6 protein-coding genes are annotated in these 9,665 nt (G+C 45.7%); 3 read left to right on the forward strand and 3 right to left on the reverse strand.

Features of this window, described 5'->3' with window-relative positions:
• Nucleotides 1-163: 163 nt before the first annotated feature.
• Nucleotides 164-2,731 carry a GTPase gene (locus RIG66_RS21235; protein WP_446380723.1) on the reverse strand — a complete coding sequence of 856 codons (2,568 nt, stop codon included), beginning with the start codon at nt 2,729-2,731 and terminating at the stop codon, nt 164-166.
• Between RIG66_RS21235 and RIG66_RS21240 the strand changes: the two genes are divergently transcribed.
• The gene (locus RIG66_RS21240) at nt 2,715-2,867 is read left to right on the forward strand and encodes a hypothetical protein (RefSeq protein WP_446380724.1); all 153 of its coding nucleotides are present in this window, start codon (nt 2,715-2,717) and stop codon (nt 2,865-2,867) included. The genes RIG66_RS21235 and RIG66_RS21240 overlap by 17 nt on opposite strands.
• Nucleotides 2,868-3,613: 746 nt before the next feature.
• On the opposite strand, the gene RIG66_RS21245 is transcribed toward RIG66_RS21240, so the two are convergent.
• A complete protein-coding gene (locus RIG66_RS21245; RefSeq protein ID WP_446380725.1) occupies nt 3,614-4,246 on the reverse strand; it encodes a hypothetical protein in 633 nt (210 codons plus the stop codon).
• Nucleotides 4,247-4,728: 482 nt separating this feature from the next.
• Here RIG66_RS21245 and RIG66_RS21250 point away from each other — a divergent pair, with 482 nt between their 5' ends.
• The gene (locus RIG66_RS21250) at nt 4,729-5,112 is read left to right on the forward strand and encodes an SH3 domain-containing protein (protein ID WP_446380726.1); all 384 of its coding nucleotides are present in this window, start codon (nt 4,729-4,731) and stop codon (nt 5,110-5,112) included.
• A 106-nt stretch (nt 5,113-5,218) separates the two neighbouring features.
• Here the strand turns inward: RIG66_RS21250 and mutS are convergent, their stop codons facing one another.
• Nucleotides 5,219-7,846: a DNA mismatch repair protein MutS gene (gene mutS, locus RIG66_RS21255; protein WP_446380728.1), complete on the reverse strand. Its 2,628-nt coding sequence runs from the start codon at nt 7,844-7,846 to the stop codon at nt 5,219-5,221.
• Nucleotides 7,847-8,860: 1,014 nt separating this feature from the next.
• Here mutS and RIG66_RS21260 point away from each other — a divergent pair.
• The coding region (locus RIG66_RS21260; RefSeq protein ID WP_446380727.1) for a leucine-rich repeat domain-containing protein at nt 8,861-9,665 on the forward strand (805 nt) is incomplete at its 3' end.

The following is a 9,665-nucleotide window of genomic DNA, read 5'->3' on the forward strand; positions in this document are numbered from 1 at the left end:
TTGGTTGGGGCGGGTTTTGCAGCCAAGCTAGGGATAACAATCAATATTAGTCCCTAAACCCGCCCCTACACACAGACGCTCCATGGCTCGTCTTGGAACATGGCTTCCCCTGCTTCCCCTGCTCCCAGACGTAGCATGCTACGTCTCTACATTGCTCCCTCATCTACTGAAGCCGATGCATTGACACATCTTCTTGCAGAATTCGATTAATTTCCTGGCTGTCTAGATGAGAACGGACTTGAAATTTGGTTTGAATATCAATCTGTTTACCAAACTCCCGTTTCACTTGGGTAACTGTTTTATTAATTCCTGCTTCAGTCAAGGGTTCATAGTTTCCTTGACACCAATCAACAATCCGCTTACTATACGCCAGATTAAGCCAATTAATTGTCTTGTTGAGTTGTTGCTGAGGCTGATTAAACTGTTTTGAAATTAGCTCAAACTCTTGAATCAGCCCCTCGATATACCGCATAATACTCCCGGCTGCATGGCGGTAATACTCGCGAAAAATATTAGCCGCTTGTTCCTCAATTTTGCGTTGACTAGCTTGGATTTGTGGCGTTAATAACTTAGACAACCGTTGAACGGCAAAGTTGCGTTTTTGTTCGCGGGTTGTAAAAATGCCTAAAATGCTATTCAGCACCACTGCCCCCATCATCACCGTCTTGTTCACCGAGGGACTAAAATGAGTCACCAAGGTTTGGGAAAGTCTCAAGAAACTCCCGCCAATTTCTGCCGCATTATCACTGTACAGATCAGCAGGACTTGGGAAAAATCGTAAATCATCCCCACCATTATAAGCCATTAATTGTAAATCGGTTCCCAGTTCAGATAAGGCAATTTCTACATCACGATTAAAGTTTTGCACCGTCGTTTGATAGGCATGTTGCAGGCGATCATCAATTTGCAGCGCTTGCAGTTTATACTCCCAATTTTGTCTTAAGCTTTCCTGACTGAAGTTCCAATTGGATTCAGCAAAATCGGGTAAGCTATTGAAAACATCTTGAAAAATGCTGCCAATTTGATACTGGAGGAATTCCAGATGATCCTTACCCGCCGTTTGAATTTTCGCCTGCAAGGTTTCCCGTTGACGGGTGAGAGTCGCACTCAATTGTTGATAGCTTTGACGTTTCTGACTCATCCAATGGTAGGGGCGTTCAATTGTCCCTACAGTCGAACCCAGAAGCGTTTGCGATCGCCGAATCGCGCCATGCTTAACTAGGGATTCGCGGATGGAGTCTAAAAAGTCCTGGATGCGGCTAGTTTTGAGTAGTTTCTCTTGATTAGCTTGGTGTTCAGGTTCGCTTGCCATTTGCGCCGCCAGCAGCATGACGGGAATAATATCAAAATAGTCGTTGGCATAATGGTTTTGGGCATAGCGACGGATGCGATCAATATGTCCGCCAATCCCACTACTTCCTTCTAGGGTAAAGAGTTTATCGGGGTTTTTTAAGAAATAGTCTAAGCGACGCGGATCACGCAGGTTATATTTCAGGTTGAGTAGAATAATTAAGGGTTTTGCCTTGGCTTTTAACTGCTGCAAGAATTGAAACTCGGTTTCTTGGATACTGTCATTGGTGACGACATAGCAAATCAGATCCGATTCTTCAATCACACTTTCGACAATTTCCTCTTCACTTTTCCCCCCTGGTGCGCCAATTCCGGGGGTATCAATAATGCGAATATTTTTCCAGTCATACACTCGATTAAAGCGAGTCGTCCGTTGTCCCCCACTACCAATCGCTTCCCAGCCTTCCCCAATAATAATGGCATGAAGGGTACTTTTGCCGACTTTGGTTTTTCCCATAACTGCCAGACTAAAATGGTGTAAGGCGCGTTGTTTTGCCCAGAGGGATTCGCGTACAATGTCCAGTTCTCCTCCAATCTCGGCGGCTAGGGTTTGTTGGGTTTGGTTGAATTGATTGATCAGTTCTTGTGTGGTTGGGTTCGTCGGCTGCTGATGAATGGTTTTCTGGAGGTTTTCTAGGGTGAGTGTTAGGGTTTGATGTAAGCCGATTAACGTGGATTCAGTATCCGTGAGTGCGGTTTCAGTGAAGCGATAATCTTCCCGTGCAATAATACTATTTTGTTGTACCGCTTCTTCGTAATCGGGTCCGGCTAAAAGGATTTGCCGTTGCAATTGAACAATGCGGCGTCCCAGAGTTTCAGGGGCGAAAGTGGCAAGTTTAGCGATTAAAGTTCGGGATAAGATAGACTCTGCACCCATGAGTAAAATCGCGCTGAGTGAGAGTTTCTCGGTTTGAGACTCCCTATCTTTTTGGCGAGTGGCTTGCAGGGTTTGGGCTTGAGTGATCATCTGTTCCACCTCTGTCGCATCCCAGCGCCAAATCTGCGCCACCTGTGCAATCATTTGCCGTTCCAAGGGGGAAAAGAGTCCATCGACATAAGCGATCGCCAGGAGTTGCTGCATCGCTTCCTGTTGCTGTTCGGGGGGGATTTGCTGGGCGATGTTCTCGACAGGGAGGAGGGTTTTCTCTTGGGCGAGAATTTTCTCCATTTCGTGGATTGTCTGTTGTCCCACCTGAGTTTGATCTGCCAACTCATGCAAGAGTTTCGACTCTTCCCGATGAATTTGGCGATCGGCACAGACTAGATGGGTGAGTAAGAGAAAGGGGTAGTCGAGGGGTTCACTAGCCATGGGAGTGGTGTTGGGTAGGGTTACCTGGGGGTAAATGCTGGGGGTTAGGGATACCATGATATCGGAAAGCACAATAGATTCTCCTATACAGTTCCCAACGAAAGCGATCGCTTTCCCGGATGCTTTGACTGCAAACACCCAGGGGGAAGATGGTGAAGATGAGGGAGATGGGGAAGATGGGGAGAGGGTTAAACGTGAAAATGCCTAATAATATGTAGGGGCGGGTTTAGGGACAAAATCAGGAAACCCACCTCAAACCAAACAACAAAACCCGCCCGAATCCCAACCTAAATTTGATTCACCTCAAAACGGACAAAAACACCCACCCGATTTTCCACCGCGATCGCATACCAAAGATGTAGGGAAGTTACAGGATGGGGAAGTATTTGTAGGGTGGGTTAGGCGGGAACTAAATGATGGCACATAACCGTTAAATGAACTATCCGCCGTAACCCACCAAATTGAGGAAAGGGCGACCCGACTAACTTGAGGAAAGGGCGACCCGATCCAATTGAATAGATTGGTGTTGTTGATTAATGCAGGCGGGTCGCCCCTACACGGCTAATGTTGACTTCACGATTCAATCAGGAAATTAAATAAATGATGTGCGCCTTAAACTTCACGATTCCTAATCCCAACCTAAATTTGATTCACCTCAAAACGGACAACAACACCCACCTAATTTTCCACCGCGATCGCATGCCAAAGATGTAGGCAAATTACAGGATGGGGAAGGGCGGTTTTTGTAGAAATGTTATGGGTTTCTGGGTTAATTTTACTCCTAAACCCGCCCCTACCTTCATTTATAGTTAGTGCGATCGCGTCAACTTCTTTAAGTTACAAAAAATTGACCATCTTTTGAATACAGTAAGCCCCCCTTTTGAAGGGGGGTTTGGGGGGATCTGCCAATGTTAGATTCACTAACCGACTACAAGTAGTATGGCGTCAACTTCTCTAATTCACAAAGACTTGACCATCTTCTTGAATTCTCAGTACCCCTTGGTTACTGTCCAACGTTGTTTCTTGTTCAAACGTAACCTCCAACTGTCCAGTTTCATCAACAGATATAGGCATCATCTTGAGCCAGCCCTCATCCTGACGAACAGCAGTTATCGTAATCGGTGTGGGTAAGTTTTGCAGAACAATTTCTTCTCCACCTGACATATATCGACGATCAGTATGTCCGACGGCTTGATAAGAAACAACAGCATCAGTGTTATTTTTCAGCCGCACATCAACAGTACCGTTTGTGGGTTGGATTCGGGCAACTGCATCACTACGTTCTGCTGGTAGAGGAGGTTGAGACACTCCGGCTGGAGGGGGTACAGGAGTCATCTGTCTACTAGGCATTTGATCGCCTCGACCCATCCGTTCTGCCGCATTCTGCGGACACCCTTGCGGAACCATGCGCGTGCTATTATAGGGTTCTTCGTAGTAGATTCCAGGACAAGGATTGACTTGAGCTAAGGTAGAAAAAGGTGCGGCTGATGCTTCTAAAATTGTTGCTGGTAAGCTAATTAAAACACCGCCGAATATCGCTCCTAATAGTCCGGTATTTTTTAGCTTACTCTGATGTTGCTTTTTCATGAAAACCTCTTTTAAAATTATCTATGGACGATAGTTTTGCTACCAAAACTATATTTACTTATTTGAATTATCAGGCAAAGCTATTTTCCGACCCGATCCGTAACAGAAACAGATTAAGTTATACGAATACTGTTAGCTCACGAACCGAGCTGCCTGCTGATTCACATTGTCCACCTAACAATTTAACCGCTTCTATTGACTGTCTCATCTGCCTAGGGAATGGCATAACCTTCTATCGAAAGTAGGAGTTTTTTATAAGCCTAGAGTATAAAGGAAAACTAAAATAACTGGAGTTTTTATAAAAATCAGCATATAGGAAGATGTCAAAAAGTATTTAACAATTTATACGGATTAAGCTTGATCATAACGCTTAATTTACGATTCGTTTCATCTGTTCAAAACGTGCTGTTTCATTGGAGGGATATTAATGTTTACTTATATAGATAGATGGATGATTTACCCTAGTTAGATAAATTTTTATCATGCAAGTTAAATTCGGAACATCAATGAAAAGTTTGTATAAATTGATAGGATTGACAACCTCAGCGTTGATGGCATTGGGTACAGCCTCGGCTGTGGCGACAACAACATCATCTCCAAGATACCAGCCCTCCACTTCAGCAGGAACCTCTGTAGAAAATAAGACCCCTGATAAACTAGCACAAGTCTCAGCCAACTGTCGCCAAGTGGCAGCTATAGGAGGGGGGTTGTATGTCCGAGAACAACCAACGGTTTATAGTGAGTCTATCGCTGTATTAACAGATGGACAAACTGTCACGATTGAGAATGGTGGCACCAAGTATTGGGTTCCGATTTCCGCCCCTGTGTCAGGTTATGCGTTTAGAGGTTTTCTGACGTCTTGTTAATCTACTCCGGTGGATTTGGTATAACCTCTCTTTTGACATTTGACTGGGCGAAGCATTCGCGATGCTAATTTAGCAGTAGAACCGAAACACCCGCAATGGTTCGCCCCTACTCGGCAAAAATATCTAACTGCTGTACCGATGTGTCTGGCGTAATCGTTTCAGTATCTTTTGCTTTCTTCCCAATCCCTTTCCGCAATCCCATGGCAATTTTACTGTGCTTTTCAATTTGCCCCATCACCTGCTTTGCCCGTTGAATCACAGCCGGGGGTAAACCCGCCAGACGCCCCGCTTCAATCCCATAGGATTTATCTGCCCCGCCGGGTTGAACTTGGTGTAAAAAGATAATTTCATCGGGCATTTCTTTCACCGTAACCTGATAATTGGCAACATTCTCTAAAATAGATGCCAATTCGTTTAATTCATGGTAATGGGTAGCAAAAATAGTCCGTGCCTGAATTTCCAGAGACAGATATTCCGCCACCGCCCAAGCAATGGATAACCCATCAAACGTGGCGGTTCCTCTGCCAATTTCATCTAATAAAACCAGGGACTTATTGGTGGCATGATTCAAGATATTTGCCGTTTCATTCATCTCCACCATAAACGTGGATTGACCCGTGGCTAAATCATCAACCGCGCCAACCCGAGTAAAAATGCGATCGCAGATTCCCAATGTCGCCGATGTCGCTGGCACAAAACTCCCCGTCTGCGCCATAATTTGAATTAATCCCACTTGGCGTAAATAGCAACTTTTGCCACTGGCATTGGGTCCAGTGAGGATAATTAAATCGGGACGTTGATGATTCTCTGTCTGAGTCTTTTCCCCAGATGATGACGTTGACTCTTCCCATCCCAAATACGCCGAATTGGGGACAAAAAAACCGATTGGCAGAGACTTTTCTACTACAGGATGGCGTCCATCAATAATCGTAATTTCTCGCCCTTCTACCATCGTGGGACGAGAATACCCCTGGCGTACCGCTACTTCCGCTAAACCCGACAAAACATCAATCGCCGCCACCGCACGAGACAGATTGCGAATTAATTGGGCATAATTCCCCACTTGGGTGCGTAATCCGACAAAAATCTCGTATTCTAAGCGATTTAAATCATCCCGTGCGGTAAGAATCCTGGTTTCGCGTTCTTTTAAGTCAGGAGTAATGTAGCGTTCTTCGTTGGTTAGGGTTTGCTTGCGGATGTACTCATCGGGAACTTGGTCGGCTTTAGAGCGAGCAATACTGATGTAATAGCCGAAGGTTTTGTTGTATCCTACTTTTAAATTAGCAATACCCGTGCGATCGCGTTCGGTGACTTCTAAGTTAGCAATCCATTGCTGATCTGCTTCTGCCATGCGACGCATTTCATCCAGTTGGTCATTCACCCCAGGACGAATTAAATTACCTTCCTTTATCTGTAACGGCGGCGATTCCACCAGATGGGCGCGAATGCTTTGTCCCAACTGTTCTAATTCAGGAGGAAAGGTTTGCAATGCTTTCAGATAAGGAGAACCCCCATACGCCGCCAGTTCTGCCAAGTCGGGTAATTTTAACAGCGAATCCGCTAACGCCACCAAATCCCGTGCATTCGCCGTTCCGGAACTTGCCCGCCCCGTTAATCGCTCTAAATCATAAATGCCCCGTAATAACTGACGTAAATCTTCCCGCAATCCGGTATTTTCCGTCAACTCCTGAATCGTATCCTGTCGCGCCCGAATTCCTTTAATATCTAACAGAGGTTGCAATAACCAACGGCGTAATGCCCGTCCGCCCATGGAGGTACTGGTTTGATCCAATGCCCAGAGAAGGGAACCATGAAACGTATTATCCCGCACCGTGGTGGTAATTTCTAAATTGCGGCGGCTTTGGTGATCGAGAATTAAATAATCAGCTAACGTATACGTGCGTAAATGTTGCAGGGCGACATAATTTTCCTTTTGCGTGTCTTCCAAATATTCCAGCAATCCCCCCGCCGCCCTAACTCCCAGAGGCAAATGTTCACAACCCATCCCTTCTAGCGATCGCACTTTAAATCGTTCTAGGAGTCGTTGTCTAGCTTCTGAGGAACTGAAGGGGGTTTGGGAACGCAGACTGTAACAAAAGGAGTTGGGTAACCAATCGGGTAACGACTGCGATTTTTCCCCTGGACGCAGCATACTCCCCAAATCCGGGGCGTTGGTAGGAATCAGCACTTCTGAGGGGTGCAAGCGCAACAGTTCCTGTACCAGTAACTCTAAATCCGTGGCTTGGGTGGTGAAGAATTCCCCCGTGGAAATATCCGCATAGGCTAATCCCCAATGATTCCCCGCCATCACCACCGCCGCCAGGAAGTTATTGCGTTTAGCATTTAGCATCCCGGCTTCGGTTAACGTACCGGGGGTAAGAATGCGAGTCACTTCCCGTTTCACCTGACGCCCTTCTTTAGCGGCGATGGATGCATCTTCTACTTGATCACAAATAACAATCGCATAGCCTTTTTCCACTAACTGAGTGGCATGGCGTTCAATCGAGTGATGAGGGACACCTGTCATCGGAACTCGTCCCACACCCTTCCCCGCCTCTTTACTGGTGAGAACTAATTCCAATTCTTCAGCCACTCGCCGCGCATCTTGGAAGAACGTTTCATAGAAGTCGCCAACTCGATACAGCAGTACCGCATTCGGATACTGGTCTTTGAGTTCCGCAAAATGCTGCATCATCGGCGTTAGCTGTTGGCGGTCTACCGTCCGATGATCCATATTTTCCGCCGCCACCTGCTTCGCCTTCTCGGTGGCGCGAACGTCGGTAGCACCGTTGGATTCGGGAGTAGATGCGTTGGAATATCCGCTCATGAACAGTTTTGATATGCCGACTTCTTAATGACTTTACCGTAATCTGGGCAGGATTGGTATTAAAGGTTGGTTAGGATGACCTAGTGCAAGAAGGCAGAAGGCAGGAGGCAGAAGGCAGAAGGGAAAAGATTGATTGGTAAAGGTTTCAGCACCTTCATTTGTCAAGGACGTGTCTGCGTAGTGCTATAACATCACTCTTTAGCCTTCTCAATCAAGCGTAGAGGCTAATGAGAGCGATCGCGGACACCTTATTCTTCCATTTTCTCACCAAGACGCGATCGCACAGATTCAATGTTGAGGCATTCGACGGGATTTGGAGGGAAGCGTTTTAGCCTTAAACCAAGGGTATGGCAATGCCCATTAGTGTCAACTTAAGGTCGAAAACCAATGCTGGCAAGGTTTTTAGCCATGTCTATCTACTGCTTACAATTTCCCCCTCATCCCCTAACCCCTTCTCCCACCGTGGGGAGAAGGGGAACCGGACGGGAGCATCCCGTTTTGGACAAAGTATTACCGAAATTAACGCAATTACAAGGGTTTCAGCCCCATTCAAAGAGCCAACGTGCCAAATTGGGATGCTCCCAACCCCTCTCCCCCAGCCCCTCTCCCACGGCGGGGAGAGGGGTTGAGCTTAAGTTGATACCAATGGGCAATGCCGTACACCTACGGAAAATTTGATCGGGTAGGAACACGATACCATCATGCCCTGATTTAGATCTCCTGTATCCAAATCGCTGATCAATGGTTTTAGGCGATCGGCTAACAGACAAACGTGCGATCGCCTTGTCTACTATCTGTGTCTGAAAGGTTTAATGGAAAGGTTATAAGTAGGCACATTTTCATAGATGAAAAGTATACCAGAAAATTGTGCGATCGCACTTTACCGTTAAGATGGCTATATCTTTGAGGGAGAGAAAGGAAATGCCTAAAACTGCTGTCATTGCTCTAACGATTAGTACATGGATATTAGGATGGGAGGTGGCTCAAGCAGCTAACCCTAGCTTGGGGAGTTCTTTTCAAGAGTGGTGTCTGAACAAAACCAGTTTGTCAGCTGAGGCAAGGAAAACAGTGGAAGCGTTGTTAGAAGAAGCTGGCACGAGTGACTGTAAACAAGCTGATGAAAACCTATCAAGTCGCACTGAGCTTATCCTCTTCAACAACCAAATAACAGATGTCACGCCTCTATCTGGACTTACCAATCTGACTATACTTTATCTCACCTCTAACCAAATAACAGATGTTACTCCTCTATCTGGACTTACCAATCTGACTGAACTTGATCTCTACGATACCCAAATAACAGATGTCAGTTCTCTATCTGGACTTACCAATCTGACTGGGCTTAATCTCAGCTATAACCAAATAACAGATGTCACGCCTCTATCTGGACTTACCAATCTGAATTGGCTTTATCTCAACTCTAACCAAATAACAGATATCACGCCTCTATCTGGACTTACCAATCTGACTGAGCTTGACCTCGGCAATAACCAAATAACAGATGTCAGTCTATCTGGACTTACCAATCTGACTGGGCTTAACCTCGGCAATAACCAAATAACAGATGTCAGTCTATCTGGACTTACCAATCTAACTTTGCTTTACCTCAGCGATAACCAAATAACAGATGTCAGTTCTCTATCTGGACTTACCAATCTGACTTTCCTTTATCTCTACAACAACCAAATAACAGATTTCAGTTCTCTATCTGGACTTACCAATCTGA

This window comes from Coleofasciculus sp. E2-BRE-01 (assembly GCF_040221695.1).
Taxonomy (GTDB): domain Bacteria; phylum Cyanobacteriota; class Cyanobacteriia; order Cyanobacteriales; family Coleofasciculaceae; genus Coleofasciculus.

Bases quoted from the DNA above. Each gene is read 5' to 3' on its own strand.
- RIG66_RS21250 (WP_446380726.1), top strand. From the start codon at position 4,729: ATGCAAGTTAAATTCGGAACATCAATGAAAAGTTTGTATAAATTGATA.
- mutS (WP_446380728.1), bottom strand. From the start codon at position 7,846: ATGGATCATCGGACGGTAGACCGCCAACAGCTAACGCCGATGATGCAG.
- RIG66_RS21240 (WP_446380724.1), top strand. From the start codon at position 2,715: ATGATATCGGAAAGCACAATAGATTCTCCTATACAGTTCCCAACGAAA.
- RIG66_RS21245 (WP_446380725.1), bottom strand. From the start codon at position 4,246: ATGAAAAAGCAACATCAGAGTAAGCTAAAAAATACCGGACTATTAGGA.